Below are 26,987 nucleotides of genomic sequence, written 5' to 3' on the forward strand. Positions count from 1 at the left end.
TACGGCCGTCACGGCCACATTCAACCACCTGCGACCATGCCCGCACGATGGCTTACGACGATTCTCCGTCACGCCGGTGACACACTGGGTCCTCATGCCGCCCCGACACAGCCCGCCCGAGGCACTGCTCACGAGCCTGATCACCAGCCGGGGGCGGTCCGACCGGCTCACCCATACGGAGCACCTTCCCGCCCGACCTGCGCGTTATTCACCGTGGCCCGGGTCGATCCGGCCGGAGATCGTGGCCTCGGCACTCGCGGTCGGGGTCGAACAGCCCTGGGCGCACCAGGCAGAAGCAATGAATCTGGCCAAAAGTGGCCAAACTGTGGTGATTGCCACAGGCACCGCCTCGGGCAAGTCGCTGGGCTACCTGGCCCCGGTGCTCAGCGATCTGCTGGACGGCACCGAGGCCCGCAACGGCCGCGGCGCCACCGCGCTCTACCTGGCACCGACCAAGGCCCTCGCCGCCGACCAGCGCCGCCGGGCCGCCGAACTCGCCCCGCCGAGGGTCCGCGCCGCGCTGTACGACGGCGACACCCCGCCCGAGGAGCGCGAGTGGGTCCGCCAGTACGCGTCCTACGTGCTCACCAACCCGGACATGCTGCACCGGGGCATCCTGCCCGGCCACGCCCGCTGGTCCTCCTTCCTCAAGGCGCTCCGCTACGTGGTCGTCGACGAGTGCCACAGCTACCGGGGCGTGTTCGGCTCGCACGTCGCCCAGGTGCTGCGCCGACTGCGCCGCGTGTGCGCCCGTTACGGTTCGTCACCGACCTTCCTGCTGGCCTCCGCCACCACCGCCGAGCCGGCCGCGACCGCCGAACGCCTCACCGGCCTACCCTCCGTCGCCGTCACCGAGGACGCCTCGCCGCGCGGGCCGATGGTCTTCGGCCTCTGGGAACCGCCCCTGACCGAGAACGTCGGCGAGCACGGCGCGCCCGTGCGCCGCACCGCCACCGCCGAGGCGGCGCACCTGCTCGCCGACCTGGTCGAGCGGGAGACCCGCACCGTCGTCTTCGTCCGCTCCCGCCGCGCGGCCGAGGTCGTCGCCCTCCAGACCCAGGACCAGCTCGGCCGACCGCTCGCCGACCGGGTGGCCGCCTACCGCGGCGGCTACCTGGCCGACGAACGCCGGGCCCTGGAACGCGCCCTGCACAGCGGCCGGCTGCTCGGCCTCGCCTCCACCTCCGCCCTCGAACTCGGCGTCGACATCTCCGGCCTCGACGCCGTCCTGATGGCCGGGTACCCGGGCACCCGGGCCTCGCTCTGGCAGCAGGCGGGCCGGGCGGGCCGCGAGGCCCAGGGCGCGCTGGCCGTCCTGATCGCCCGGGACGACCCGCTGGACACCTACCTGGTGCACCACCCGGAGGCGCTGTTCGCGGCACCCGTCGAAGCCACCGTGCTCGACCCCGACAACCCGCACGTGCTCGCCCCGCACCTGTGCGCGGCCGCCGCCGAACTGCCGCTCACCGACGCCGACCTGGAGCTGTTCGGCCCGTCCACCGCACCGCTGCTGCCCGTCCTGGAACGGCGCGGCCTGCTGCGTCGGCGCGGCGACGGCTGGTACTGGACGCGCCGCGAGCGCGCCGCCGACGCCGTGGACCTGCGCGGCAGCGGCGGCAGCCCGGTCCAGATCGTCGAGGCCGACACCGGCAGGCTGCTCGGCACCGTGGACGCCGCGGCCGCGCACACCACCGTCCACACCGGGGCCGTCCACCTCCACCAGGGCCGCACCTACCTGGTCCGGGAGCTCGACCTGGAGAACTCGGCCGCCCTGGTCGAACCGGCCGATCCGCCGTACACCACGGCCGCCCGCGACATCACCTCCATCTCCGTCCTCGGCACCGACACCACCGTCGACTGGGGCGAGGGGCGGCTCAGCTTCGGCTCGGTGGAGGTGGTCAACCAGGTGGTCGGCTACCTCCGGAAGCGGATCTCCACCGGAGAGATCATGGGCGAGACCAAGCTCGACCTGCCGCCCCGCACGCTGCGCACCCGCGCGGTCTGGTGGACCGTCACCGAGGACCAACTGCTCGACGCGGACATCCCGCCCGACCAGCTGCCCGGCGCCGCCCACGCCGCCGAGCACGCCTCGATCGGCCTGCTGCCGCTGTTCGCCACCTGCGACCGGTGGGACATCGGCGGCGTCTCCGTCCCGCTGCACCCGGACACCGGGCTGCCGACCGTGTTCGTCTACGACGGCCACCCGGGCGGGGCCGGCTTCGCCGAACGCGCCTTCCAGCGGGCGGTCGAGTGGCTGACGGCCACCCGCTCGGCGATCGCCTCCTGCGAATGCGAGCGCGGCTGCCCGTCCTGCGTCCAGTCACCCAAGTGCGGCAACGGGAACGACCCGCTGGACAAGGCGGCCGCCGTCCGGCTCCTGGACGTGCTGCTGGCCGGGGCTCCGGGGACCGCGGAGGCGGGGGCCCGGACGACGGCGGGCACGGCAGAGGCGAAGACGGACGCAGCAGAGGCGGACGAGGCCGGGGCGGGCCCGGACGGTGGGGCGCCGGCCGCGTCATGAGGCCGCCGACGCACCGCTCGGGGCGCTGTCGAGGCCGTCCTCGGCGGCGGTGACCGGGGCCCGTACCGGACCGGCCCGGGCCCTCGCCCGCGCCGGTCCGACCGGCAGACGGACCGGGAGCCAGCCGACCCTCACCTCGGCCACCACCTCGACGACGTCCGCCGACCGGTCCACCACGCAGGACACCAGGCCCGCACCCTGGGCGGCGGCGATCCCGGCGGCCCGGGCGCAGCCACCGTCCGGGTCCAGCAGCAGCCGGTCCGCCGCCGCCAGGGCCGCGAGGTCGGCGGCCGACTCGGCCCGGTGCCGGGCGGCGACCACCGACCCGACCGCGATCGTCGCGGCGAACACCGCCGTGCCCAGCATCGCCAGGGCGAGCAGCCAGACCGTCGCGGAGCCGGTGTCCGGCCCGCGCCCACCCACCACCGCCCGTCCGGTACGGGCCCGGGCTAACCGCCCCACCGCCGTCCGCAGCCCGAACGGGCCGGCCTGCGCGGTCAGGACGGCCGGCCCGGTCAGGACGGCCATGGGCCGCCACCTCCCTCCGCGACTCCCACCAGGACGTCCTCCCGCGCCGCCACGGCCGCCGCGCCGACCCGCACCGCGAGCAGTCCGCCGAGCCTGCCCGGCGCCGCACACGGTGCGTCCACGTCCACCCGTACCGTGTCGGCCGTCGGCGTCACCCGGACCCGTGCGCCCTCCGGAGCCGCCGCACGGGCGAGTTCGACGGCGTCCGTCTCCCCGCGTGCGGCCGCTCTGGCACCGACCCGGGCGGCGTCCACGCAGCGGATCTGCGCGGCCGCCGCAAGCACGCCCCAGATCAGCATCGCCGCGAGCAGGACGAGCGCCGGCAGGGCCACCGCCGTCTCCGCCGTGACGTAGCCGCCGTCACCACGCCGACCCGGACGACCGGCTGCTGCCCTGCCCGTCGCGGCCACCGGCCCGGTGCGCGCACCGCGCCGCCGGCACGCACCGACGGCGCCCGGGTCTCCGGCGGCCACCTCGGTACCGGCCGCACCGCCGTCACCGCCGTCACCGCCTCCCTGGCTCGTCCTAGGCCGCATGGAGCGCCCGTTGGAGCATGTCGGTCAGCGCGCCGGTGATGGCCTCGCTGGTCACCACCTTGTAGAGCCCGGCCGCGAGGGCGCACGCGCCCAAGGTCCCGACCGCGTACTCGGCCGTGGTCATCCCGGCGTCCGACCGGCCCCGGCGCCGAGCCACCCGGCTCACCCGGCAGGCCGCCCAGCGGCTCTTGCGCCGCCACGCCCCGAGCAGCCGCCGGAGCGGGCGCCCGCCGGCGGGCCTGATCGCGATCACCGCAGTCATGGATCTCTCCTGTCTCTCGTCGTTCTCGTCGTTCTCGTCGTTCTCGTCGTTCTCGTTGCTCTTGCCGCTCTTGCCGCTCTTGCCGCTCTTGCCGGCCGCATGTTCGGCTCCCGGTCACATCGCCTGCGCGAAGAGGCTGGTGAGGCCGACGACCACCGGCACCACCCCGATCAGCACGAAGGCCGGCAGGAAGCAAAGCCCGAGTGGCGCGGTGGCGAGCACCGCGGCCCGGCGGACCCGGGCGTGGGCCGCGCGGGCGGCCGCCGTCCGCAGCCCCTGGGCCAGCCCGATCAGTGGCTCGGCGGCGGGAGTTCCGCCGAGGCTCGTCCGCACCAGGCAGCGCGCCAGCGGCGCCAGCGGCGGGTGCTGCTCGCCCAGTCGGTTCCAGCACAGCTCCGGTGGTGCGCCGAGGGCCAGTTCGGCCCCGATCGCCACCAGCCGGGGCCCCATCGGCGCGCCCACGCTCCGGCCGACCGCCGACACGGCCTCGGAGGGCAGCGCCGCCGAGCCGAGGCAGGCCGCCAACAGTTCGGCGCTCAGTGGGAGTTGCCTGGTCAGCAGCTCCTCCTCCAGGGCCGCCCGACGATCCGCCGGCGATCGCACTCGGGCCGACCACCGGTGGGCGCCCACCGCCGCCAGCGCCCCGACGACCAGCCCGGTGCCGCCACCGAGCAGCACTGCCACCGCGAGCCCGGCTACGGCAGCCGTGACAACCCGCCGTCGATGCCCGACGCCCGACCCGGCCGGCCCGGTCGACCTCCGTCCCTCCTCCCGCTCACGGGCCCCGGCGAACGCCCGCCGCCGCCTCATCCGGCCACGCACCAGCGCCCGCACCCGCAGTAGGGCGGCCGCCACGGCCGGAAGTCCGGCCACCGCCCACTCGACGCCCCGCATCACCCGACCCCCGCTCCCGCGCCGAGGGCCCGGGCCCGCAGCCGCGACAGCCCGCCGCCCCGTTCGCTCGCTCGGAGCGCGGGCAGCGCACCGTCAGCCGCTCGACGGGGCTCGCCACGCCCCCGGGGGACCTCCAGGGCGCCCCGGGCCGCCGACCGGACGATGCGTGCCGTCCAGAACACCCCCAGCCCCTCCAGGACCGCCCCCGCCGCCAGGCAGCCCAACCCGGCGGTCGTGTGCAGCAGCACGGCCAGCGGGCGGGCCCCGAGGGCTGCGCCGAGGAGCAGCCCGGTGGCCGGCAGCGCGGCCAGGACGGCGATCGTCGCCCGTGGCCCGGCCAGTTCCCCGGCGATCTCCTCCGCCAGCGCCCGCTCGCCGCGCAGCGCCTCCGCGACCCGGTCCAGCGCGGCGGCCAGCCCCGCCCCGCTGTCGGCGGCGACCCGCCAGCAGGCCGCGATCGCCGCCGCCCCGCTCCCGCCCGGCAGTTCGGCCAGCAGGTGGAACGCGGCGGGCACGTCCGCGCCGTAGCGGCCGGCCGCGAGCCGGGCCACCGGCTCCTCGCCGAGCCTGCGCCGTCCGTCCGGGTCGGTGGCGAGCCGCGCGGTGACCAGGTGCAGCGCCCGTTCCGGCGTCGCCCCGCCGCGCAACTCCCCGGCCAGCCCGGCGCAGAGCTCCACCACCGCGGCCGCCCGCTGCCGGGCCTCCGCCGCCAGGCGCCGGTGCAAGCGCCACCGGCGCAGCGGCAGGACGGCCAGGGCCGCCGCGAGCACCGGCACCGGCGAGGCGGTGGCCTGCCCGGCGGCCAATCCCACCGGCAGGGCCAGGAGTTCGGGCGTGAGGACCTCCGAAAGCCGGAGCCGGCCGGGCCGCGCCGCCTCCAGCCCCGGGCCCGGTCCCCGTACGGGAGGCCCGCTGCCCGCGAGCACGAGCCTGGAGCGCCGCCCGCCCGGCAACTGCTCCTGCAGCGCTCGCCACCCGGCGACAGCCGCCAGACACAGCACCACCACCCAACAGAGCGGAAGTTGACTTTGCATCGCGCCATTGACCCCCGTTGCCATCGTCATCAGCCCTTTCGTTTCCAGGCCCCGAGCAGCGCCAGGGCGCCCGTGGCGCACCCGCCGAGCAGCAGGACGAAGGCGAGTTCCACCGCCCGCACCCCCGCCGCGCCCGCCGTCACGACGGCCCTCCGGGGCCGGGTTCGGCCCCCGCCCCGAGCACCACCCCACGCGCTGCCAGCAGCCCGACCAGCCGCTCCCAGCCCGCCCCGGGCACCAGGCCGCCCGCCGCCGGGAAGGCCACCGCGGGGGTGGTCACGGCCAGCCCGGCGCGGTCCCCGGCCAGGGTGTGGATCTCCGCCACCCGGCGCCGCCCCGAGCCCGGATCCCGGACCAGGTGCACCACCACCTCGAGCGCGGCCCGCAGTTGGCTGTGCAGCGCCGGCCGGTCGAGCCCGGCGAGCGAGCCCAGGGCCTCCAGCCGGACCGGCACGTCCGCCGCCGTGTTGGCGTGGACCGTGCCGAAACCGCCCGCGTGGCCGCCCTAACCGTGCATGAATTCGATGCGCGCTAGGGGAACCCGAGAGGGGGCACCCATGCCAACCGTGATCATCTACGACCGCCTGTCCCGGCTGTTCGCTGAGGAAGCGCCGGACCACCGCATCAACGCGTGCAAGGCATACGCGGCACAGCGCGGGTGGGAGGTGGTCCACGTCGCAAGCGACACCAACGTATCCGGCGCGACGAAGCTTGAGGACCGGCCCGGCATGCGCGAGGTGCTGGCCTGGCTTCCGCGCGTTGACTACGTGCTTGCGTCGAAGCTGGACAGGTATGCCCGAAGCGTCTTGGAGTTCCAGCGCTTGCTGAAGGCAGCGGAGTCCACCCGGACAAGTGTCGTCACTGCTGATGGTGTGGTTTCGCCGGAAAACTCCTCGATCGTCATCAACGTGCTCGCTGCGTTCGCCGAGTACGAGCGAGACATGATCACGTCCCGTATCCAGGACTCAAAGAATCACTTCCGGGCTCTCGGCAACCACCTGGGCGGGCTCGCGCCGTACGGCTATGAAGTCAACGGGCCTGTGAATAACAAGCGTTGGGCAATTGACGAGACTGCCGCCGCTGTCGTTCGGGAGTGCGCAGATCAACTCATCAACCACGGGGCATCGCTGACCGGCCTGGCACGGGACCTCAATGCGCGGGGCGTACTGCCCCCTGCTGACCATGCGCGACAGCGCGACGGACGCAAGGTGCGGGGCGGTCGCTGGCACTCGACGACGCTGCGGGATGTGCTCTACACGCCTGCTGTCCGTGGCTGGCTTGTTCAGGCTGTACCGGGCTCTAAGCGGGGCGCGCTGACCAATCAGCCGGTCCTGGACAGCGAGGGGCAGCCCTTGTCCGCTGGTCCGGCCATCCTGGACGGTGCCACTTCGTCCGCCGTGCGCGCGATCATCGATGAGAAGGCCAAGGGGCGGGGTGTGGAGCGCAGCGGGAAGGCGCTCCTATTGCACGTGGCGCGCTGCTCCGAGTGCGACGGCCCGATGTACCGTCAGCGCCGCGAGGTACGCGGCAAGGACTTCAGCACGTACGTGTGTCGCGCAGGTGTCGGCAAGCTGGGCATCCACCGGCCGAACGTAGTAGTTGCCGCGCCGGTCGAAGACATGGTGACCGCCGACTACCTCAAGCGGTTCGGTCGGTTGAACCTGATGCGCTGGGCTGAGCCGGACGGCAGTGCGGTGCTCCAACTCGCCGAGGTGAACACGCAGATTGAGCGGCTGGCCGGAAACCTTGTGAACCTCGACCCCAACGGAGCGGCAGCGCGGATCGTCATCCCGCAACTGAACGCGCTTGAGCGCCGACAGGCGGAGCTACGCACAGAGGCCGAACACGCCGAAGGACGTTGGGTTGACGCTGGCGGGACCATCGCGAACGAGTGGAAGCGGCGAGACAACGAGGGGCGGCGGGGGTTGCTGGCTGACTTGGGCGCGCGGGTGGTGATCTCGCCCCCAAATCCGGGGGCTCCCAAGCGGTTTACCGCAACCCGCGTGTCGGTCAGCTTTGACGGCCCGTCGTGGTGGCGTGAGGTTGACCCGGACGTAGCCATGCTTCGAGATGCCGCCCTCGAAGAGGCTGACCTTCTCAGCTAGGCGACAAAGCCCCTGAGCGCCCCTCAGGCGCCCGTTCAACCCCTGTCTGGCCCACCGGCCCGGCAGGGGCTTTTTCGTGCCCGCAGATGCCCACACAGGGCCTCGGCGCGGCACTACTGCACGCCGTAGAAAACCGGGAATTCGCTGCGCTCTCCCTCAACCAAGACCCACCCCAAGGCTCATCGAGCCGACCTGAGGAGAGGTAGGAGACCACCATGACCGACACCGCCCACGACACAGCCACCTTCGCTGTCACGGCCCCGGCGCACCTCGTCGCCTTCGCTGCCGAGCTTGCACAGGACGAGATTGCCGCTGACATGGAACGTGGCGAGGAGATGCCGGACACCGCCTCGGTCGCCGACAAGCGAACCGCCCTGCGTGACTGGCTCGACACGGCAGCGTTCGCGGCGAACATCGGCTACGTCGACAGCGAGAACGAGGCCGCGCAGCACCGCCTTCACGACGAGTGCAACGTCTGCCGCGCAGAGATGGAAGAGGCCGAATCGGACGCTTGCGACGCGTACGCCTACTCCGTGTGCGCCCGCGAAGCTGCCACGCTCGCCAAGTACTCCGATGCCGTCGCCGACGCCGTCGCCGCGCTGGTGGACTTCCCCTCTGACCGCCCATAGGCAGCCTTTCAGCCCCCGTCTGGCCCCTCGGCCCGGCGGGGGCTTTCTCGTGCCCGCAGAGGGCCTACAGGGCATCTGAGATGGCCGTACAGCGGGGCGGGAATGCCTTGCCCTCTCCCAAAACCAGGGAAGCGCGGGCGGCCCGTCCGTCGGAATCCGTCGCAACGTCGAACCCCGTACGAGACAACCAAGGAGTAACGACGTATGGACAACCCCCATTTCGACGCGATACGCCGGGCGCTGGAGTCGGCCGAATCGGCCGTCTGGGATGCCTTGGGCGCTCGGAACCCGGCTCTCATGGAAGCGGCGCACAAGCAGGTACGCGAGGCACTGAGACTCGCTGAGGCCGTCAGCCAAGCACCCCAGTGCGGGCGGCCGGAGTGCTCAAACCCTTTGCTGCGCAACGGAATCGGCCGTCCAGCGCTGTTCTGCTCTCGGAGGTGCCGGGACCGTATGCGGTACAGGGCGGCGCGGCAGGCTGGGGCCGCGTAGCGGGCCCTGTAAGCCCTTGAGACGCCCCGGTGTGGCCCCGAGCCTGCCGGGGCGTTCTCGTGCCTCACAGCGGGGCCGGACAGCGGGCGCGCACTCGACGCAGCACGGAGAATCCCGGAAATCATCCCCGGCGATGTAGATATGTAGTTTGGACCTTTGTTCTGGTAATGCATATAGAACTCTATAGGGAAACCTCAAACGGGTCTCAAAGCTACATATCTACATTGGCCCCCAACGCGTGCCCGCCCCGCTGGCGGGAATCCAGTGCTCTCTAGTACAAAACGAGAGTAGCCCACCGCCCCTCGCGCAGCGCTCTGCTCTCTCTGCGCTTGGCGGCGCGCTCCCCTGATCTTGGCCCTCGTGGTACCCGGAATGCAGCCGCCCTTGGCATTCCAGGTCTACGGGGGCCTTTTTTGATTTCCAAGCAAGGAATCATCATGACTCCACACGAGATGACTCGTCCGCTGAGGCCCACCACGGATGCCGGGCCCGACGCGTTCATTCCGGAACTACGCCTACGCCTCAACGCGCTTTCCCTCGCTGCGCTTGAAGCGGTCGAGCGAGACGGCGTGGCGGTCGAAGGAAAGCCGCACCCGATGCTTTCCGCCCTTACCACGCTGGTCGAGGTCGGCACCGACATGCGCCGCCTGGCGGTCGACCGCCGGATTGCAAATGCGGTTCTGGAACAGCGTGGAAAGTAACCGACCGGCGAAGCAGCCTGAGAATGACAAGGAACCAAATGACTAAGCGGGAAATGATCGCGGAACTGCGAGCGAAGCGCGAAATGTCGCGGGATGCGCTGAATCGCATTCTTGAGCGCGCGAAGGCCGGAAATCGCACCCTGACGCCGGCCGAGGCCCGGAATTTTGATACGACGGAGGCCGAAATTCGTGCTCTCGACGACCGTATCGAGGAACTAGACGAGCAGGTGCGGGCGGACGAGGCTGCCGCGCCCATGCAGCGCATGTATGCGCCGAAGACTGGAGTAGGCCACATGAGTACTGAGACCCGTAAGCCGACCATGCCTGGCGCTGCCATCATTACCCGCGAGCCAGAAATTTATAAGCGCGAGGATGCGGCGACCTCATTCTTTATGGACATGCTCAACGTCCGTAACAACGGCGACCGTAACGCGCTTGAGCGGCTGGACCGCAACAACAGGATGGTTGCCGACCGGGCTCGCGCGAATGGTGAGCTTCGCGCTATCAGCACCACGAACGGCAGCGGTGGCGAATTCGTGCCCCCGAAGTGGCTAGAGGATCAGTTCGTTCGTCTCGCCCGGCCGAGGCGGGTATTTGCGGACCTTGTGGCAAACGATCCGCTGCCTCCCGGCACTGATCAGCTAGCTCTGCCGAAGGTCAACACCGGCACTGCGACTGCTGTGCAGAGCACGCAGAATAGCCAGATTCAGCAGACGGATCTGACGACCACCAGCATTTCGAGTGGCGTGACGACGATTGCGGGCGGGCAGACCGTATCCTTGCAGCTCATAGAGCAGAGCCCGCTAAACATTGATGACGTGATCCTGGGCGACCTCGCCGCCGATTACGCCATGCGCCTCGACACACTGTGCCTTACCGGCCCGGGTACCGGCGGACAGCCGACCGGCGTTCTGACCCTTGCGGGCACCAACTCCGTTTCGTGGTCCGGCACCGCACTGACTGGCACCAATTCGCTTTACAACGCGATTGTGTCGGCGATCAGCAAGGTTTATACCTCGCGCTATGAGGCGCCGGATGCCGTGGTTGTTCATCCCCGCCGGTTTATGTGGATGCTGGCGCAGCAGGACACGCTAGGCCGCCCGGTCATTGTTCCCGCCGAAAGTGGCCCGAATAATGCTCTCGGCGTGCTCGGCCCGAAGCTGAATGCTGATGGTCCGGCGGGCCGCATCGCTGGTCTGGATGTGTATCTCGACGCGAACATTCCTACCAACCTGGGAACCGGAACGAATGAGGATCGAATTCTCGTCCTCAAGTCGGATGACGTCCGGTTGTGGGAGTCGCACATTCGGGCTGAGGCTTTCCAGCAGACCTACGCCAACCAGATGTCTGTTTTTGTGCGGCTATACAACTACGCAGCTTTCCAAGCGGGCCGTTACCCCGGTTCAATTTCAGTGATCTCCGGCACTGGTCTTAACCAGGTCCTCTAAGGGCATATGCCAGCTATCGCCCGTCATAGTCGCCTCATTGGCTGCTGCGGCGGGCGCTTTCTCGTTGCGAGATTTCTGCGCGCGACGCTTACTTAGTGTGACCGCCAAAACGGACATTAGGGGCATGGGGGGCGGTCGTATGTCTACGTCGTAATGCGTCAGGGACCCGGCCCCCTGATCTCGAACACAAACTAAGTGCGTGAAACGCACGAGACTACGAAGGGCCCAATTCTATGGACTTCTCAGAGAAGCTTTCGTCACTTAGTGTCACGGCGCTTGGCTTGTGGGAGTCCGTGAATTCCGATTACGACCTCACTCCTCAGGAGCAACGCCTTCTGCTGGAAGTCTGCCGAACCTCTGACACGCTAGACGCCCTCGACGCCGACGTTCAGCGAAACGGCGTCATGCGGGCGAACAAGGTCAATCCCGCTGTGGTCGAATTGCGGCAAACCCGAATCGCCTTCGCCCGTCTGAATGCCGCTCTCGCGCTGCCGGACCTTGAAGAGGGCGACGACGCGCCGCCGAAGTATCAGCGGCTCGGGACTCGCGGACCGTACAAGCTTGTGAAAGGTGGCTGAACATGGCTAAGGCCAAGCGAAAGGCCGAGAATACCGCCGCCCTGTTCCGGCGGACCGAAATCGAATGGGAGCGAATCCAGGGCCACGATCGAGGCGCCGCCTTTTACGCCGCTCTACCGGCTGCGGGTATCTGGGCACTCGTGAGGCACGGCGCGGCGACCCCCGCTGAGATCGCGATGATTCACGCCGTAGCGGAGGGGCGGGCCGAACACGAGCACCTGACCGCCGAACGTGCGGTCAGCATCCTGGCGGACATGCCCGCCGACTGAGCAGCGCCAGCACCTGCGCTGCTAGATGGAGTTGAGGACTTCGGCACCACAGCCGGCGTAGGGCAACTGCCCCTGCGGACAGTCGAGTTGTCGCGCTCTCCCATCGGCGCGCATCCCCAACTCGACTTATCATCCCGTTGCGGCCGTCTCGCCGTCCGCAGCAGCACGAAGCCCCCTGTACCGTCCGTCATGGTCGGCGCAGGGGGCTCTCTGCGTTGGTGCGGGCCGTCACACGTCGCCGAACTCACCGGCCTTCACGGCGTCCACGAAGGCGGCGAACGCGTCGGCGCTGAAGACCAGGGCGCCACCCTCGGGGTCCTTGGAGTCACGAACTGGCATGATGCCGGGAGAGCCGTCAGCTACCTCGATGCATTGGCCGCCGTTGTCGCTGTAAGTGCTCTTGCGCCAGCGGGCGCCCGTCGGGTCAAAGTTCATATTTCTCAAGCTCCTCACGAACCTCGCGGATCCTCGCCAGCGAAGCCATTTTTGGCAGCGACTCCACTTGAAGCTGATCGTAGTCCCTGTCCCATGCCGCAACGGGCTCCCGGTTACGCTCCAGGTAGCCGCGCTGCTGCGATTCGCTGTAGGCGACCGCCGTGTGATCAGCCAGCGTAAGAAGCGTGACCGGGCAGGTGAACGGCCTGTGCTCCCCCAAGCTGAAGGGGGCCACCTGGATGGTGGTGTTGGGTCGGTACGCGAGCTCCTCCAGCCGTGTCAGCTGTTCGATCATGACCAAGCGACCACCGACAAGCCGCATGAGGCAGCTCTCGTCCAGTACCGCGTGAATGACCGGCTTCGGTGTCCGCTCCAGGAGTTGCTGACGCTTAGCCAGGAAGGCGAGGCGCTCCTCTGCCTGATCCTCTGTGATGGTTCCTCGCATCACGGCGGCTGTGGCGAGCGCTTCAGCGTATGAGCGGACCTGAAGAAGCCCCGGGATCACGCCAAGCTCAAAGGCTCGCAACTTCCGGCTTCGACCCTCCAGATCGGCGAACTCCTCGAACCCCTCCAGTAGGGCGGCGCCGGTGATGCGGCGGAGCAGCTCGACGAACAGTCCGCCGGTCTCGAACACTTCATCGGCTTTTAGTGCCAGCTTGGAAGTTGGGGTCTCCTTCCCTCGTTCGATCAAAGAGACCCATGTGTCCGAGTACCCCAGGAGCCCGCCAAGCTTCTCCTGTGTCCAGCCGCGCAGCCGTCGTAACCTGCGGAGTTCTGCGCCGAAGCGCATTACCGGGGATGACGTTGGGTCAGGTTCGGTCGTCAAGGTGGCCATCGGGGATTTTTACCTGCCGATCTACTACGGGTTGGAGCACTGGTCTTCGGCCCTCTTGGTGCCGATCCTAGTTACGAACCCAGCACGGAGAGGAGCGGCGGTGGCGACGCACAGAAAGGCCCCCAGGGCGCTGTATCGGCCCAAGGTGGGGGAGGTCGTCCGGGACCTAGCTCACAAGGGCGCTGAGGGCGTCTACATGGGCACGGTGGCGGGCAGGGTCTACCTCCGCCCCCGGGGTGGCGGACTGGAGTGGGAGACCTACCCCAGCGAGATCGAACCACTCGGGAATGTGCCGGAGTTGGTCCGTGTCATGGTGCCGAGCGCGCCCTCCCGGGCGCTTCCAGCGCGGATCGCATCGTGAGCGAGCTGGAGAGCAAGGCGGAGAGACTCCGCTCATTCCGTGCGGAAGCCGAAGCGGCAGCAGATGCCGTAGAGACCGCCTGGCAGCTCGCTGGCCTGCCGTCCGGCATTGACGTGATGCCCGTAACCAGCGGGCGCGGGATGCGCGAGGGGCCTCACGTGTCGCTCGGCGGCTGTCACGCCAGCACGGCCCGTGCGCTGGCCGACGTGCTGACCGAGTACGCGCGGCTCACTGGGCGCCTGATCGACGGTGAGTCCCGGTCTTTGGTGGCTCGCCTGCTCGCTGACTGCGGCGTGACGCCTGCTCTGCCAAGTGACGGACTTCGCGTTGTTCCAAGGGAGTTGAACGCGTAGTGGACCCCTACGCGATACCCCTTGTGGGCCCGTATGGCTCGATTATCGGTGCCCGCCGGGCACGCGCCGGACTGCCACCGCCACCGCCAACTAGGCGCGGCAAGTGGGAAGTTGTTCATCAAGTCTCACTTCCTGCCGGTGCCCCCGCCAGGGAACCTCCGGCCGTCCAAACCAACTCACCTGATAAGGAGTTAAGTTGAACCATCCGAACCCCCTCATGGCCAACCCGCCTGCCCGACGACTCGGCTGCCTGGTGATCGCCTTCAACGAGGCGGGCGAGGTGCTCATGGTGGACCCGGAGTACAAGGACGGCCTGATCCTTCCGGGTGGCAGCGCCGAACCCGGCGAGGCGCCGGACGAGGCCGCCGCCCGACACTTCGAGCAGGAAACCGGGCTTGCGCTCGACCTGTGGAAGGTCGTCGCCGTGGACTACGTTCCGGCGGGCGACTACCCCGAGGGGATCAACATCGTCTTCTCGGGTGGCGTCCTCACGGCCCAACAGACGAAGCGAATCAAGCACGGACCCCACCACCGGGGGCACCGCTTCGTACCCATGGCGGAGCTGCACGAGCACACGTCCATGCACGCCCGACAGCGCATCTCGCAGGCATGGCAGGCTCGCCGGGACGGACAGGGCATCCCGCTGTTGGTCATGGGCGAGCCGGTCGGCTGAGCCCTGATCCCCGCCGAACCCCACCTACCGGCGGACTGCGCTCCGGGGCGATAGCCGTTCCCGCACTGTTGAGCACACCGGCCCAATTCAGGCACCAAAGCGCCGAGTTGAGCCGGTCCTAAGACTCCCGCCCCGGCGACGGACAATCGGTCAGACCGGACCGGGGCGGGCACAAGACCCCCGGCGCTCACGTGCCGGGTAAGGCCCCGTGCGTCAGCCAACCTGGTCTGCCGCTGGCAGGCGCACGGGGTGCCGCTCACCGAATCGAGAGAGAGGACACTGCAATGACCGCACGTCCCGAATTCGAGTTCGTCACCGTCGCCGCCTGTCAGAACACGGTGCGCAAAGCGTGCCCGCAGGTGGCCACCAACATCCCCGGCGTGGTCGCCTTGCGCGACAGCGAGCGGCCCGGTGAGGTGGTCACCATGACCCGCGAGGCGTGGGCGGAGTTCACCAGCGCCATCAAGGGCGGGGAGTTCGACCTGAGCGCGTAGGAGATCCGTGGACTGTCCGCTGTGTGATCAGCCCATCGTGTTCGATCCGGAGATCGGCGAAGGGTTTTGCTGCTGGTGTGACCAGTGGGTGACCCGCTATCCGGATCAGCCGGACCCGTACCGGTACACGCCGAAGGGCCGTCCCTACTGGCCACGGAAGCATGGGCCCGGCGGTGGGCACAGCGGCGGGCAGTCCACGCCTGCGTAGCCAAGATCGGCCCCGTTCATGCGATCCCCCCGGCGCATGGGCGGGGCTTCGCACTGCGTGGTTCCCCCGGCCGGGTACGTGTACGGTTTCCGTAGTCACGCGCCTTCGTGTCCGGTGTTCAGCGCGGCCAGCAGGTCCGACACCTCGGCCCCGCGCACCTCGCCGATCACCAGCCGGTCCGGACGCATCCGCAGCGCCTGGCGGACGAGGTCCCGGAGCGTGAACTCGCCGAGCCCTTCCTGGTTGGGCGGCCGGCTCTGCAGTCGGACCACGTGCGGATGGGCCGGCTGAAGCTCCGCCGAGTCCTCGGCGACCACGATCCGCTCGTCCGGCCCGACCAGTCCGAGCAACGCCGCGAGCAGCGTGGTCTTGCCCGAGCCCGTCCCGCCGGAGACGAGCAGCGACAGCCGCGCCCGCACGATGCCGGCCAGCAGGTCGGCGCCCTCCGGCGGCAGTGCTCCGCCCGCCACCAGCTCGTCGAGCGTGAACGGCCGGGGCCGACAGACCCGCAACGAGATGTGTGTGCAGCCCGCCGCGATCGGGGGCAGCACGGCGTGCAGCCGGGTGCCGTCCGGCAGCCGGGCGTCCACCCAGGGCCGGGCGTCGTCCAACCGCCGCCCGGCCGCGGTGGCCAGTCGGTGGGCCAGCCGCCGCACCGCCTCGGCGTCGGTGAACCGGACTCCGGTGGCCCGGTGCAGGCCGCCGCCACGGTCGACCCACACCTCCTCCGGACCGTTCACCAGGACGTCAGTGACGTCGGGCGCCGCCAGCAGCCGGTCCAGCGGGCCCGCACCCACCAGTTCGGCGCGCAACGAGCGCACGGTGTCCAGGACCTCGTCCCCGCCGAGCGGCGGGCGGGTGGCCCGCAGCGCGGCCGCGACCGAGCCCGCCGTCGGGGCGGCCCCCGACTCGGCCAGCCGCAGCCGCACCGCGTCCACCAGGGCCGCCGCCCGCTGCTCGCGGGCCGTCCGGCCGTACGGGCAGGGCCCGTGCTCGGCCTCCGGCGGCCCGCCGGGCGGCGGCACGCTCCGGAGCGGCCGGTGCTCCCGCGCACCGGTGCCCGGGCCGGGCGCACCGCCCCGAAGGCCTGTTCTGCGCAGACGGACCATCAGTACACACCTCCTCCGACCGCCGGCACCGGCGGCAGCACCTCGTTCAGGAAGGTCGCGCAGAAGCGCGCGAGCGGACCGCTCTCCCTCGTCCCGGGCGGGATGCCCTTCTCGACGTCCTGGGCCAGGCCGGGCTCCGGTTCCAACTCCCCTGCCAGTGGCAGCCGCAGGCCGCGGGCGATGCGGTGGGCCGGCAGCCCGCCGGCCCGGATCGGTCGCACCACGGCCCGGACGTCGCCGAGCCGCATCCGGGCGGCCGCCGCGACGCGGTCGGCGGCGGCCACCGCGCGCAGCTCGGCCGGCACCACCAGCAGCGCCAGGTCGGACTGCTCCAACGCCTGCCCGGCGGCCGCGTCGAGGTGGCGGGGCACGTCGACCACCACCAGCCCGCCGCGCCGCCGGGAGGCGGCCAGCACGCTGCGCATGGCCTCCGGCGGCACCGTCAGGGTGTCGCCGCGGTCCCAGGACAGGCAGGCCAGCTCGGAGAGCCGGTTGAGCGCGGGCAGCGCCCGGGCCAGCTCGGCCCCGCTGACCCGCCCGCGCGAGCCGGCCAGATCGGGCCAGCGCAGCCCGCGGGCCATCTCGCCGCCGAGCAGGATGTCGAGGCCGCCGCCCAGCGGGTCGCCGTCGATGAGCATCGTCCGTCGGCCGGCCCGCGCGGACGTGACCGCCAGGGCGCAGGCCAGCGTCGAGGCCCCGGCGCCGCCCCGGCCGCCGAGCACCGCGACGGTGACCGCCGGGGGCCCGCCGCCCTCGGCCGCGTCGGCGATCCGGTCGAGCAGCCAGGCCTCCGCGTCGGGCAGGAACAGCACGTGCTCGGCGCCGAGTCGGACGGCCCGGACCCACACGCCGGGGTCGTCCAGGTCGAGTCCGAGCAGCAGCACCCCGCCGCGCCGGCCCAACTCGGAGCAGTGGACGGCCTGGTCGTCCCCGACCAGGACCAGCGAGGCACCTTCCCAGAGCTCCCGCGTCGGCGGCGCGCCCCGGATCAGCCTCGGCTCGGTGCCCGCCGCCGCGCAGAGTCGCAGCAGGTGCTCGGCCAGGCCCTCGTCCTCGGTGACGACGAGCGGCCCGACGGGGCCGGGGCCCTCGGCGGTGACGTGGTCGGCGATCGGCGTCGACATGGTGGTCTCCCCTCCGCGCCGTCGGCCACCGGGGGCGGCCGGCGACGCACGTCGGACGGTTCCGGCGGACGGCCGCCAGGCAGACCTCTGAGAGAGGAAGGGGATGAGGCCCTGCCCGGCGACCGCCGCCGACCATCACGGTGGGGGGAGATCCGGATTCCGTCATCCACGTTCCGATTGCCTGTGGATAACTCGTGGGCTGTGGAGGAAAACGTTCACCCGGGCGGGGGGCTAATCGGCGAAGAATTGACGAAAGGGGGTCGCCGAGATGAACCGGCGGTCCGTCGCGGCGCGATCGGACGATCTCCCGGCCGATCTCCGGGCGGTCTCCCGACCGCCTTCCGACATCTCCCGGAACGGCCCGCGCCGCCGATCGGAACCAGCCGTTCGTTTCTTGGCAGCGATGAGCAAACAGCGACGCAGAGTGACGAAAGGTGGTCGATGGACCCAGGCGCCGACACCCCCTGTACACCGTCGGCGGGGCGCGCGCGGAATGCGCGGCAGCGGACCTTCAAGCCCTGAAAATGGCCCCGGACGTGCGACGACCCCCGCCGGGGGGGAGAGCGGGGGTCGTCTATCCACAGCCCGACTCGGGGGGGAGGAGCCGGACCGGGTTAGCACGGTCGCGAACGATCCGTGACTTCCATGGTGTACCCGAGCGGCCAGAAACACAAACCCACACGCCCGCGAGTACACCGAATGGCGGGGTGTTTTGTGGCGCCCTCTATCCTCGGTTCCCGTGGACACCACCGAGAACGCCGACGACCACGCCGACGAGTCCCCGGGCGACCCCACCGGGCCCGAAGAGCTCCCCGCACCCGACCGCCCCCGGTCGGGCGGGCTGCGCACGGCGGCCTTCTTCGACCTCGACAAGACCATCATCGCCAAATCGAGCGCGCTGGCCTTCAGTCGCCCCTTCTACCAGGGCGGCCTGATCAACCGTCGGGCCGTACTGCGCAGTGCGTACGCCCAGTTCGTCTTCCTGGTCGGCGGCGCGGACCACGACCAGATGGAGAAGATGCGTGAGTACCTCTCCGCGCTGACCCGGGGCTGGAACGTCCAGCAGGTCCGCGAGATCGTCGCCGAGACCCTGCACAACCTGATCGACCCGATCATCTACGACGAGGCCGCCTCGCTGATCGAGCAGCACCACGCGGCCGGCCGGGACGTGGTGATCGTCAGCAGCTCCGGCTCCGAGGTGGTCGAGCCGATCGGCGCGCTGCTCGGCGCGGACCACGTGATCGCCACCCGGCTCAAGGTCGAGGACGGCTGCTACACCGGCGAGATCGAGTACTACGCCTACGCGGAGAACAAGGCCGCCGCCATCCGGGAGTTGGCCGCGGTCGAGGGCTATGACCTGGCCGCGTCCTACGCCTACAGCGACTCCTCCACCGACCTGCCGCTGCTGGCGGCGGTCGGCCATCCGTCGGCCGTCAACCCGGATCGGGCGCTGCGCAAGGAGGCGCAGGCCCGGGAGTGGCCGGTGCTGGTCTTCGACAAGCCGGTGGAACTGCGGCGACGGCTGCCCGAGTTCTCCGCCCCGAGCGGTTCGGTGCTGACCGCGGTGGCGGTCGGGACGGCCGTCGTGACCGCCGGAGTGATCTGGTACCTGGCCCGTCGGCGGCGCCCCCTCGCCTGAGGCCCCGCGTCCGGCCGAACCGGCCCGCCCGGCCCGTCCTGGATAAAACGGGCAATCGACACAGACTTCTCGTTTCGGGTTCCCCTTTCGCCCGAAACGCGATACAAATGAAGCACGGCCCGCGAGACCCGGTCAGGACCTTAAGAGGTCAAACCGACAACGCAGTTCAGGCCCCACGGACCGCGTGTACAGATAGCCGAGCACCCACATGCAGCCGACCCGCTGTCGGGCCGCCGGACCAGACGAACGGGCAGGATCCCCGTCTGATCGGCACTTCCGGTGCATGCATGGTCACCTGGCATCTGCACCAGCGGCGGCACCCAGCAGGATCAGGTGCCGCCGCATCTCCGTGTCTACGGGCCCCTTCGCGGGGCCCTTCCGCTCGTCCCCGTCCGGCCCGGCCGCTCAGGCCATGCCGCGCTGCATGGCCTCGCAGACCGCCGTGCTCTCCCGCACGCCGAGCCGCAGCGCCGCGCCGCAGTGCGCGATCCAGGCCCCCATCCCCCCGGGCGTGCCCGCCAGGTAGCCCGCGAGGGCCCGGCGGTGGGCGGCGGTGCCGAGTTCCGCCAGGCCGACCTCGGCCGGGCAGATCGACTTCGGGTCGAGCCCCTCGGCGATCAGCACGATCCGCTGGGCGGCCCGCGCGATCACCCCGTTGTAGGCGCCGAACGGCCGCAGCGCGAGCAGTTCACCGTGCACCACCGAGGCCACGACGAGGGCCGGCGTGCCCACACCCTGCCCCTCCGCGCGCGCGACCAGCAGCCGGGAGAGCTGGTCGAGTCGGGCCGCGACCTCCTCCGCGCCCGGTGCGGGCGGCAGCTCGGGCAGCGGCCCGTCGGCGGTGTCGGCCTCGACGCTCTCCACCCGCTGCAGCTCCAGCGGGAACAGCGGCTCGGCGCCCTCCCCCGCCCGGCGCGGGCGCCCGGCGACCGGGTCTCCGTCGCCGACCGCGAGCAGGTGCAGCCGGGCCAGCACCTGGAGCGGCGAGTGCCGCCAGATGCTGAGCAGCTGGCCGGCCTCGGCGGCGATCCGCAGGGCGGCGCCGACCGTGCGGGCCTCGGTGTCCGCGCCGAAGTCGGTGCGGCGGCGGACCTCCTCCAGCGGCCAGTCGGCCCCGGCCAGGGCCGCTGACGCGCGGGCGCCGCGCAGCGCGGACTCGGAGGTGACCTCGGCCGCGCGGCGGCGCATCACCCGGTGGCCGTAGAGCCGGTCGACGGCCTTGCGGACCTCGGCGACCGCGTCGGGCACCCCGGGGAGCTGGGCCAGCGGGGCGAGGGGATCTGTTCCAGTGCTCACCTACCCGAGAGTAATGAACGGGCCGCCCCTCCCGGAACAGCAACCCCGCATCACCCGTTAGAGGCAATCCTCACTTCCCTCCCCCGGTGAGGTCCAAACCCCGGCTAGCATGACCACTATCGGAGACGATAACGATTTCCAACTAGAGGGCGCCCCCGTCGCACGCGCCCCCTGGGCAGGCGGCCCCGAGCGAGGGCCCTGAGCGAGAGCCGGAGTCCCCAGATGAAGATCGCCTTCGTCGGCAAGGGCGGCAGCGGGAAGACCACGCTGTCCGCACTGTTCATCCGCCACCTGGCCGCCGCCGGTCGGCCGGTCATCGCCGTGGACGCCGACATCAACCAGCACCTGGGCCCCGCCCTGGGACTGACGGATGCCCAGGCGGCCGGCCTGCCCTCGCTCGGCGCACACCTGCCGGAGATCAAGGAGTACCTGCGCGGCAGCAACCCGCTGATCCGCTCGGCCGAGGAGATGATCAAGACCACGCCGCCCGGCCGCGGTTCGCGGCTGCTGCGGATCGTCGAGGAGAACCCGGTCTACGCCGCCTGCGCCCGCCCGATCGCGCTGGACGAGGGCTCGGTCCGGCTGCTGGCGACCGGCGCGTTCACCGAGGAGGACCTCGGGGTGGCCTGCTACCACTCCAAGGTCGGCGCGGTGGAGCTGCTGCTCAACCACCTGCTGGACGGCCCCGACGAGTACATGGTCACCGACATGACGGCGGGCTCGGACTCCTTCGCCTCCGGCCTGTTCACCCGCTTCGACCTGACCTTCCTGGTGGCCGAGCCGACCCGCAAGGGTGTCTCCGTCTACCGCCAGTACCGGGACTACGCCCGTGACTTCGGCGTGCAGCTGCGGGTGGTCGGCAACAAGGTGCAGGGCCCGGACGACCTGGCGTTCCTGCGCCGCGAGGTCGGCGACGACCTGCTCACCACCTTCGGGCAGTCGGACTGGGTGCGCCGCCTGGAGCAGGGCGCCGAGCCGCCGTTGAAGTCCCTGGAGCCGGCCAACCGGGCCGTGCTGGAGCAGTTGCGGGCCGAGGCCGACGCGGCGCACGGACGGCGGGACGCGCTCCGCTACACCGAGCAGGCCGTGCTCTTCCACCGCCGCAACGCGGAGAGTTGGGCCAACGCCAAGGTCGGTATCGACCTGGCGACGCAGGTGGACGAGGGCTTCGTCCCGGGCGAGTTCGCGGACGGCGGCGAGCGCACGGCTCCGGCGGGCGCCCACGCCTGACACCCGCCCCAGCGCGCCCGGACGGGCCGCGGTCTCCCGTCACCCCGGGAAGCCGCGGCCCGTTCGCCGTGTCCGGCCCCACCGCTCGCCCCGCCACTCGCCGCCAGGCCCCCGACCGTTCGAACACCACCCATTGGGGTGAATCAGGGGGTTTTCCGCTTCCCTCCCGCAACGACGCTATGCAAAGCTTTCATTACTCTCGGTTTACCGAGTCTTGATGGTCCGTTCCGGCGGCCCTCGGCGAGACCTCCCGCTCCTCGCCCGGGCTCCTGGCGGGCCCGATGGTCGACGCCGGCCGGTGACACCCGCACTCCCCGCCGCGCCCACGCCATCCCGCCACACCGTCGCGACCCACGACAGCCGATCCGCCCGGAGCCCCACCCCGGATTCACCGCCGGACCTGACTGCGTTCGTTCCCCCGGACAGACGGGAAGACAATGACCCTCGACATCTCCAGCGCCCCCATCGCCTCCGACACCACCGACCACGCACCGCCGGGCCCCGGCGCCCGGATCCGCTGGGCGCAGGACCTCTCCGCCTCGCTCGTGGTCTTCCTGATCGCCGTGCCGTTCTCCCTCGGCATCGCGCTGGCCACCGGCGCCCCGCTCACCGCCGGCCTGGCCGCCGCGGCCGTGGGCGGCATCGTGGTCGGGCTGTTCGGCGGCACCACACTCATGGTCAGCGGCCCCTCGGCAGCGCTGACCGTGATCACCGCCGGGCTGATCGCCCAGTACGGCTGGCAGGCCACCTGCGCCATCACCCTCGCCGCCGGTCTTCTCCAACTCCTGCTCGGCGCACGCCGGGTGGCCCGGACGGCGCTCGCCGTCTCGCCCGCGATCGTGCACGGCATGCTGGCCGGGGTCGGGCTCACCATCGCCATCGCGCAGCTGCACGTCGTGCTCGGCGGCTCGCCGCAGAGCTCCGCGATCGCCAACATCCTCGCACTGCCCGGGCAGTTGGCCGGTCCGCACCCGCCCGCACTACTGGCCGGCGCGGTGACCGTGGCCGTCCTGCTCGGCTGGCCCCGGCTCGGCCGACTCCCCGGCCGTGCGGGCCGGTTGGGCGCCCGGCTGGCCAAGGTGCCGGGCCCGCTGGCCGCCATCGCCCTGGCCACCGCCCTCGCGCTCGCCCTGGACCTGCGACTCGCCCACATCGAGCTGCCCGCCTGGCAGCCGCACGCCTTCGCGCCCGCCCTGCCGCACGGTCCGGTGCTCGGCCTGATCGCCGCCGTCCTGACCGTCACCGCCGTCGCCAGCGTGGAGTCACTGCTGTCCGCCGCCGCGATCGACCGGATGTCCCGCCGCACCGGCGACCTCGACCGCGAGCTGCGCGGCCAGGGCCTCGCCAACCTGGTGAGCGGCCTGGTCGGCGGGCTGCCGATCGCGGGCGGCGCGGTGCGCAGCACTGCCAACGTCCAGGCCGGCGCGCGGTCCAGGTGGGCCTCGGTGCTGCACGGCGTCTGGGTGCTGACCGCCGCGCTGGCGCTGAGCGGCGGGCTGCGCCGGATCCCGCTGGCCGCGCTCGCCGCGCTGGTCCTGGTGGTCGGGCTGCAGATGGTGAGCTTCGCGCACATCCGCAATGTGCACCGGCACCGCGAGTTCCCCGTCTACCTCACCACCGTGGTCGCCGTGGTGGCGGCCGGGGTGCTGTGGGGTGTCGCGATCGGGGCCGGCACCGCCGTCCTGCTCGCGCTCTACCGGCTGACCCGCGCCCATGTGGACGTCAGGACCGGGCCGGACGGCTCGGTCACCGTCCAGACGCACGGCCCGCTCACCTTCACCGCCGTGCCCCGGCTCAGCCGGGCACTGTCCGACATCCCGGCCGGGGCCGAGGTCACCGTGGTCCACGACGGCTCCTTCCTGGACCACGCCGCTTACGAGACGCTGCACAGCTGGCGCGCCGGGCACCAGGACGCGGGCGGCCGGGTCTCGATGGTGACGAGGCGCCAGGACGACGAGGTGCTCGACCCCGACGGCACGGTGCGCGCCGGCAGTTCACCGGGGCCGCACCGCTGCCGGGCCTGGACGCCCTGGGTCGGCCACCACTGCATCGAGCAGCAGGAGGACCCGCACGGCCGGCTGCTGGACGGGGTCCGGGTGTTCCAGCTGCACACCGCCCCACTGATCAGGCCCGAACTCGCCCGGCTGGCGCGGGAGGGGCAGACGCCCTCCCAGCTCTTCCTGACCTGCGCGGACTCGCGGATGGTCACCAGCATGATCACCAACAGCGGCCCGGGCGACCTCTTCACCGTCCGCAATGTGGGCAACCTGGTGCCGGCCCCGTTCGAGCCCGGCGCGGCCGACGACTCGGTGGCTGCCGCGGTGCAGTACGCCGTCGAGGTGCTGGAAGTGCGCTCGATCACGGTCTGCGGCCACTCCGGCTGCGGCGCGATGAAGGCCCTGCTGGACGGTGTGCACGAGCATCCCGGTCCGCCCACCCCGCTGGCCCGCTGGCTGCGCAACGGCCGCGGCTCGCTGGACCGGCTCCGGCGGGCGCCCGCCGAGTTCGCCACCCGGCCGGTGGTGGACCCGGTGGAGCAGCTCTGCCTCACCAACGTGGTCCAGCAGTTGGACCAGCTGATGGCGAACCCGGCGGTGGAGCGCCGGGTCGAGGAGGGCACCCTGCGGCTGGTCGGGATGTACTTCGACTTCGCGACCGCCCAGGCCTACGTCCTGGACCGCGCCGCCGGGACGTTCAGCGCGGTCGAGGCCCGTACCGCAGCCGATGCCGGGGCCCACGCCGGGGCTCGGGCCGGCGTGGCATCGGCCGAACGGGTGAATGAGGACGGCCGGGTGCCGTCCGGCGTCGGCGAGGAAGGCCCCCGGCTGGCCGCCTGAGAGCCGGGCCCGTGTCCCCGCCGGGCGGGCTGGGGCACGGGCCCACCAGCCCCGGCACGGCCCTCCGCTCCCGCGCGGCGGACCGTACCGGTCGTGGCCCGATATTCGGTCAAAGGTCTACACCAATTATCGGCAGCCTCTTGTCAACTGCCCCGTTCTCCTGGTGAGCTGTGCGCTGGGACACACGGGACAATCCCCACGCACGGGATCGTCTCTGATCATGACTCGATGAGGAGTGCGTGTGAGCAACGAGAGCCTGGCCAACCTGCTCAAGGAGGAGCGGCGCTTCGCTCCGCCCGCAGAGCTCGCCGCAGCCGCCAACGTCACCGCGGCCGCGTACGCGCAGGCCTCCGAGGACCGTCTGGGCTTCTGGGCCGAGCAGGCCCGTCGCCTCAGCTGGGCCGTCGAGCCGACCGAGACCCTCGACTGGTCCAACCCGCCGTTCGCCAAGTGGTTCGCCGACGGCAAGCTCAACGTGGCGTACAACTGCGTCGACCGCCACGTCGAGAACGGCCTGGGCGACCGGGTCGCCATCCACTTCGAGGGCGAGCCCGGCGACAGCCGCTCGATCACCTACGCCCAGCTCAAGGACGAGGTCTCGCAGGCCGCCAACGCGCTGCTGGAGCTCGGTGTCCGCAAGGGCGACCGGGTCGCGGTCTACCTGCCGATGATCGCCGAGGCGGTCGTCGCGATCCTCGCCTGCGCCCGGATCGGCGCCACCCACTCGGTGGTCTTCGGCGGCTTCTCCGCCGACGCCGTGGCCTCCCGCATCCAGGACGCCCAGGCCAAGCTCGTCATCACCGCCGACGGCGGCTACCGGCGCGGCAAGGCGTCCGCGCTCAAGCCGGCCATCGACGAGGCGCTCACCAAGGTCGACGGCGTCGAGCACGTCCTGGTGATCCGCCGCACCGAGCAGGACGTTGCCTGGACCGAGGGCCGTGACGTCTGGTGGCACGAGATCACCGCACGCCAGTCCACCGAGCACATCCCCGAGGCGCACGACGCCGAGCACCCGCTCTTCATCCTCTACACCTCGGGCACCACCGGTAAGCCCAAGGGCATCCTGCACACCTCGGGCGGCTACCTCACCCAGGCCAGCTACACCCACCACGCGGTCTTCGACCTCAAGCCGGAGACCGACGTCTACTGGTGCACCGCCGACATCGGCTGGGTCACCGGCCACTCGTACATCGTCTACGGCCCGCTCTCCAACGGCGCCACCCAGGTCATCTACGAGGGCACCCCGGACACCCCGCACCAGGGCCGGTTCTGGGAGATCGTCCAGAAGTACGGCGTGACCATCCTCTACACCGCGCCGACCGCGATCCGCACCTTCATGAAGTGGGGCGACGACATCCCCGCGAAGTTCGACCTGTCCTCGCTGCGGGTGCTGGGCAGTGTCGGCGAGCCGATCAACCCCGAGGCGTGGATCTGGTACCGCGAGCACATCGGTGCCGGCAAGACCCCGATCGTGGACACCTGGTGGCAGACCGAGACCGGCGCCATGATGATCAGCCCGCTGCCGGGCGTCACCGAGACCAAGCCGGGCTCGGCCCAGCGCGCCCTGCCGGGCATCGCGGCCACCGTGGTGGACGACGAGGCCAACGAGGTGCCCAACGGCTCCGGCGGCTACCTGGTGCTCACCGAGCCGTGGCCGTCCATGCTCCGCACCATCTGGGGCGACGACCAGCGCTACATCGACACCTACTGGTCGCGCTTCCAGGGCCGCTACTTCGCCGGTGACGGCGCCAAGAAGGATGAGGACGGCGACATCTGGCTGCTCGGCCGGGTGGACGACGTCATGCTCGTCTCGGGCCACAACATCTCCACCACCGAGGTCGAGTCGGCCCTGGTCGGCCACCCGTCCGTCGCCGAGTCCGCGGTGGTCGGCGCCGCCGACGCCACCACCGGGCAGGCCATCGTCGCCTTCGTGATCCTGCGTGGCGGCATGACCGAGAGCCCGGAGCTGGTCGACGAGCTGCGGGCGCACGTCGGCCGCACGCTGGGCCCCATCGCCAAGCCGAAGCAGATCAAGGTGGTCGGCGAGCTGCCGAAGACCCGCTCCGGCAAGATCATGCGCCGTCTGCTGCGCGACATCGCCGAGGGCCGCGAGGTCGGTGACACCACCACCCTCGCCGACAGCTCGGTGATGAGCCAGATCCAGGCCCAGCTGCCGCTCATGGGCAACGGCAACGGCTGAGCCGACTGAGACAGCGACTGTGCCCCGGGCGGTGGTCATCGCCCGGGGCACAGCCGTTCCTCCGGGCCGCCGCCGTTCCTCCGGGTGCGGAACCCATCCGTAGGGCTTAAGTCCTTGAATAGGACAATCCGGACGTCACCCGAACATCCCGTTAGACTGTTAACGACGCATCAAGATCCCCCGGCGGGATCCGGGC

The 26,987-nt window shown here is 71.2% G+C and carries 23 protein-coding genes and 2 pseudogenes; 14 read left to right on the plus strand and 11 right to left on the minus strand.

The window, feature by feature from the left end; all coding sequences use genetic code 11:
* The first annotated feature begins 94 nt into the window (after positions 1-94).
* Positions 95-2,521 (plus strand): DEAD/DEAH box helicase, encoded by a 2,427-nt coding sequence (locus ACZ52J_RS28030; RefSeq protein ID WP_465622668.1) that lies wholly within the window; start codon positions 95-97, stop codon positions 2,519-2,521.
* Here the strand turns inward: ACZ52J_RS28030 and ACZ52J_RS28035 are convergent.
* The 6 genes and pseudogenes from ACZ52J_RS28035 to ACZ52J_RS28060 form a co-directional block, all read right to left on the minus strand.
* Entirely contained in the window at positions 2,516-3,049 is a 534-nt protein-coding gene (locus ACZ52J_RS28035) for an Rv3654c family TadE-like protein (RefSeq protein WP_465622670.1), read from the minus strand. The genes ACZ52J_RS28030 and ACZ52J_RS28035 overlap by 6 nt on opposite strands.
* Positions 3,037-3,381: a TadE family type IV pilus minor pilin gene (locus tag ACZ52J_RS28040; RefSeq protein ID WP_465622671.1), complete on the minus strand. Its 345-nt coding sequence runs from the start codon at positions 3,379-3,381 to the stop codon at positions 3,037-3,039. The genes ACZ52J_RS28035 and ACZ52J_RS28040 overlap by 13 nt, the downstream gene beginning before the upstream one ends.
* A gap of 193 nt (positions 3,382-3,574) precedes the next feature.
* Positions 3,575-3,847 (minus strand): DUF4244 domain-containing protein, encoded by a 273-nt coding sequence (locus ACZ52J_RS28045; RefSeq protein WP_360496202.1) that lies wholly within the window; start codon positions 3,845-3,847, stop codon positions 3,575-3,577.
* A gap of 114 nt (positions 3,848-3,961) precedes the next feature.
* The gene (locus ACZ52J_RS28050; protein WP_465622672.1) at positions 3,962-4,531 is read right to left on the minus strand and encodes a type II secretion system F family protein; all 570 of its coding nucleotides are present in this window, start codon (positions 4,529-4,531) and stop codon (positions 3,962-3,964) included.
* Positions 4,532-4,740: 209 nt separating this feature from the next.
* Positions 4,741-5,775, minus strand: coding sequence for a type II secretion system F family protein (locus ACZ52J_RS28055; protein WP_465622674.1), 1,035 nt, complete (start codon positions 5,773-5,775; stop codon positions 4,741-4,743).
* Between the two features lie 139 nt (positions 5,776-5,914).
* Positions 5,915-6,277, minus strand: a pseudogene (locus tag ACZ52J_RS28060) (ATPase, T2SS/T4P/T4SS family); the annotation flags it as partial.
* 55 nt (positions 6,278-6,332) lie between these two features.
* Here ACZ52J_RS28060 and ACZ52J_RS28065 point away from each other — a divergent pair.
* From ACZ52J_RS28065 to ACZ52J_RS28090, 6 genes are all read left to right on the plus strand, one after another.
* On the plus strand, positions 6,333-7,880 hold the full coding sequence (locus tag ACZ52J_RS28065; RefSeq protein ID WP_465622675.1) for a recombinase family protein: 1,548 nt from the start codon (positions 6,333-6,335) through the stop codon (positions 7,878-7,880).
* 215 nt (positions 7,881-8,095) lie between these two features.
* Entirely contained in the window at positions 8,096-8,509 is a 414-nt protein-coding gene (locus ACZ52J_RS28070) for a hypothetical protein (protein ID WP_465622676.1), read from the plus strand.
* Positions 8,510-9,438: 929 nt separating this feature from the next.
* On the plus strand, positions 9,439-9,702 hold the full coding sequence (locus tag ACZ52J_RS28075; protein WP_465622678.1) for a hypothetical protein: 264 nt from the start codon (positions 9,439-9,441) through the stop codon (positions 9,700-9,702).
* A 38-nt stretch (positions 9,703-9,740) separates the two neighbouring features.
* The gene (locus tag ACZ52J_RS28080) at positions 9,741-11,150 is read left to right on the plus strand and encodes a phage major capsid protein (protein WP_465622679.1); all 1,410 of its coding nucleotides are present in this window, start codon (positions 9,741-9,743) and stop codon (positions 11,148-11,150) included.
* Positions 11,151-11,383: 233 nt separating this feature from the next.
* Positions 11,384-11,728 carry a hypothetical protein gene (locus ACZ52J_RS28085; RefSeq protein ID WP_465622680.1) on the plus strand — a complete coding sequence of 115 codons (345 nt, stop codon included), beginning with the start codon at positions 11,384-11,386 and terminating at the stop codon, positions 11,726-11,728.
* 2 nt (positions 11,729-11,730) lie between these two features.
* The gene (locus ACZ52J_RS28090) at positions 11,731-11,997 is read left to right on the plus strand and encodes a hypothetical protein (protein ID WP_465622682.1); all 267 of its coding nucleotides are present in this window, start codon (positions 11,731-11,733) and stop codon (positions 11,995-11,997) included.
* 228 nt (positions 11,998-12,225) lie between these two features.
* Here ACZ52J_RS28090 and ACZ52J_RS28095 read toward each other — a convergent pair whose 3' ends face one another.
* Together ACZ52J_RS28095 and ACZ52J_RS28100 are read right to left on the minus strand one after the other, a co-directional pair.
* On the minus strand, positions 12,226-12,432 hold the full coding sequence (locus ACZ52J_RS28095) for a DUF397 domain-containing protein (protein ID WP_465622683.1): 207 nt from the start codon (positions 12,430-12,432) through the stop codon (positions 12,226-12,228).
* On the minus strand, positions 12,422-13,267 hold the full coding sequence (locus ACZ52J_RS28100) for a helix-turn-helix domain-containing protein (protein WP_465622684.1): 846 nt from the start codon (positions 13,265-13,267) through the stop codon (positions 12,422-12,424). Before ACZ52J_RS28100 ends, ACZ52J_RS28095 begins: the two co-directional genes overlap by 11 nt.
* A gap of 357 nt (positions 13,268-13,624) precedes the next feature.
* On the opposite strand from ACZ52J_RS28100, the gene ACZ52J_RS28105 reads away from it, so the two are divergent.
* The 3 genes from ACZ52J_RS28105 to ACZ52J_RS28115 all read left to right on the plus strand — a co-directional run bounded on the left by ACZ52J_RS28105 (position 13,625) and on the right by ACZ52J_RS28115 (position 15,148).
* The gene (locus ACZ52J_RS28105; protein ID WP_465622686.1) at positions 13,625-13,981 is read left to right on the plus strand and encodes a hypothetical protein; all 357 of its coding nucleotides are present in this window, start codon (positions 13,625-13,627) and stop codon (positions 13,979-13,981) included.
* A gap of 196 nt (positions 13,982-14,177) precedes the next feature.
* Positions 14,178-14,654 carry an NUDIX domain-containing protein gene (locus ACZ52J_RS28110; RefSeq protein WP_465622687.1) on the plus strand — a complete coding sequence of 159 codons (477 nt, stop codon included), beginning with the start codon at positions 14,178-14,180 and terminating at the stop codon, positions 14,652-14,654.
* Between the two features lie 284 nt (positions 14,655-14,938).
* A complete protein-coding gene (locus ACZ52J_RS28115; protein WP_465622688.1) occupies positions 14,939-15,148 on the plus strand; it encodes a DUF397 domain-containing protein in 210 nt (69 codons plus the stop codon).
* Positions 15,149-15,457: 309 nt separating this feature from the next.
* Here ACZ52J_RS28115 and ACZ52J_RS28120 read toward each other — a convergent pair.
* Together ACZ52J_RS28120 and ssd are read right to left on the minus strand one after the other, a co-directional pair.
* Positions 15,458-16,465: pseudogene (locus ACZ52J_RS28120) on the minus strand (TadA family conjugal transfer-associated ATPase); the annotation flags it as partial.
* Entirely contained in the window at positions 16,465-17,589 is a 1,125-nt protein-coding gene (gene ssd, locus ACZ52J_RS28125; RefSeq protein ID WP_465622689.1) for a septum site-determining protein Ssd, read from the minus strand. The gene ssd and the pseudogene ACZ52J_RS28120, both read right to left, overlap by 1 nt.
* Positions 17,590-18,430: 841 nt before the next feature.
* On the opposite strand from ssd, the gene ACZ52J_RS28130 reads away from it, so the two are divergent.
* The gene (locus ACZ52J_RS28130) at positions 18,431-19,228 is read left to right on the plus strand and encodes an HAD family hydrolase (protein ID WP_360496678.1); all 798 of its coding nucleotides are present in this window, start codon (positions 18,431-18,433) and stop codon (positions 19,226-19,228) included.
* A gap of 405 nt (positions 19,229-19,633) precedes the next feature.
* Here ACZ52J_RS28130 and ACZ52J_RS28135 read toward each other — a convergent pair whose 3' ends face one another.
* On the minus strand, positions 19,634-20,524 hold the full coding sequence (locus tag ACZ52J_RS28135) for a Fic family protein (RefSeq protein ID WP_465622690.1): 891 nt from the start codon (positions 20,522-20,524) through the stop codon (positions 19,634-19,636).
* A gap of 222 nt (positions 20,525-20,746) precedes the next feature.
* Here ACZ52J_RS28135 and ACZ52J_RS28140 point away from each other — a divergent pair, with 222 nt between their 5' ends.
* The 3 genes from ACZ52J_RS28140 to acs all read left to right on the plus strand — a co-directional run bounded on the left by ACZ52J_RS28140 (position 20,747) and on the right by acs (position 26,791).
* Complete coding sequence (locus ACZ52J_RS28140) at positions 20,747-21,754, plus strand: ATP-binding protein (RefSeq protein WP_465622692.1); 1,008 nt, start codon at positions 20,747-20,749, stop codon at positions 21,752-21,754.
* A 437-nt stretch (positions 21,755-22,191) separates the two neighbouring features.
* Complete coding sequence (locus tag ACZ52J_RS28145) at positions 22,192-24,591, plus strand: SulP family inorganic anion transporter (protein ID WP_465622693.1); 2,400 nt, start codon at positions 22,192-22,194, stop codon at positions 24,589-24,591.
* Between the two features lie 241 nt (positions 24,592-24,832).
* The gene (gene acs, locus ACZ52J_RS28150; RefSeq protein ID WP_465622695.1) at positions 24,833-26,791 is read left to right on the plus strand and encodes an acetate--CoA ligase; all 1,959 of its coding nucleotides are present in this window, start codon (positions 24,833-24,835) and stop codon (positions 26,789-26,791) included.
* The last annotated feature ends 196 nt before the right edge of the window (positions 26,792-26,987 follow it).

It is taken from the genome of Kitasatospora sp. NPDC034035 (assembly GCF_055575755.1).